This is a genomic window from Streptomyces europaeiscabiei (assembly GCF_001550375.1).
GTDB lineage: Bacteria > Actinomycetota > Actinomycetes > Streptomycetales > Streptomycetaceae > Streptomyces > Streptomyces europaeiscabiei.
Genome location: NZ_LRTR01000488.1, coordinates 1 through 1,019, shown reverse-complemented (window position 1 = coordinate 1,019; position 1,019 = coordinate 1). Strand labels below are relative to the sequence as shown.

Sequence of the window (1,019 nt, the reverse complement as noted above, 5' to 3'; positions counted from 1 at the left end):
TCCGGGTGGGCAGCGGCCGCAGCAGCACGCTCCGCGAGGCGGCCGCGGCCTCGCGCGCCTGCAGCACTTCGCGCAGCATCACCTGTCTGCCGTGCAGCAGCAGCCCGGCGCCGACCGCGAGGAACACGGCACTGCCGACGACCCGGGCACCGACCAGCGCCCGCCGAACGGAAGGACGACGCCCCCGGGACGAAGCCCGCCGAGGAGCCCCAGCCCTGATTCGAATCATGCCGTTGGCCCCCCATCAGGCCCGGACAGCGCGAACGGCCCCGAGAGGCCGGTCCGATTCTGTCGACCGGATGCCCCATTGGGGGAGATCACCCGGAATTGTCACCCAAATGAGTGAGGTGGCTGCGGGGGCGCGTGGTGGGGGTGTGGGGGGCTCGCCCCCACACAAGGGGCGCGGGGAACTGCGCGACCAGCCACGACGAACCCGCAGCCGCCACACAATGCGCGGTTCCCCACCCCCTGGGCGCCCTAACTACGCAGCACGGCCCCCGTACGCTCGCCCGCGAGGGCGACCGCCGCGTCCCGAGCCGCCGAGGCCTCGTCCACGGTCAGCGTCCGATCCCCGGCCCTGAAGCGGAGCGCGTACGCCAACGACTTCCGCCCGTCACCGAGCTGCTCCGCGTTCTCGTAGACGTCGAACAGCCGGATGCCCTCCAGCAGGTCGCCCGCACCCTCACGCAGCGCGGCCTCCACGTCGGCGTGCGGCACGAACGCGTCGACCACCAGCGCGACATCCTGCGTGGCGACGGGGAACGAGGAGATCCTCGGCGCCTGCGGGGTGCTGTCCCCCACCTGCTCCAGGGCATCCACGTCGATCTCCATGGCGGCGGTACGGGCCGGCAGCCCGAGCGCCTTGAGCACGCGCGGGTGCAGCTCACCGGCGTGGCCGACGACCCGCTCGGTGCCGTCCACGACGACCACGAACTCCGCGCACCGGCCCGGGTGCCAGGGGCCGTACTGTCCCTTGCGGACCACCAGATCGGCACCGGCCTCGCGCGCGACCGCGCGCC

Annotated in this window: 1 protein-coding gene and 1 pseudogene; both read right to left on the bottom strand. The window is 73.5% G+C overall.

Features of this window, described 5'->3' with window-relative positions; genetic code table 11:
* A pseudogene (locus tag AWZ10_RS52975) lies at positions 1-229 on the bottom strand (serine/threonine-protein phosphatase); the annotation flags it as partial.
* Positions 230-477: 248 nt separating this feature from the next.
* The coding region (locus AWZ10_RS23615) for a phenylalanine--tRNA ligase subunit beta-related protein (RefSeq protein WP_482258112.1) at positions 478-1,019 on the bottom strand (542 nt) is incomplete at its 5' end.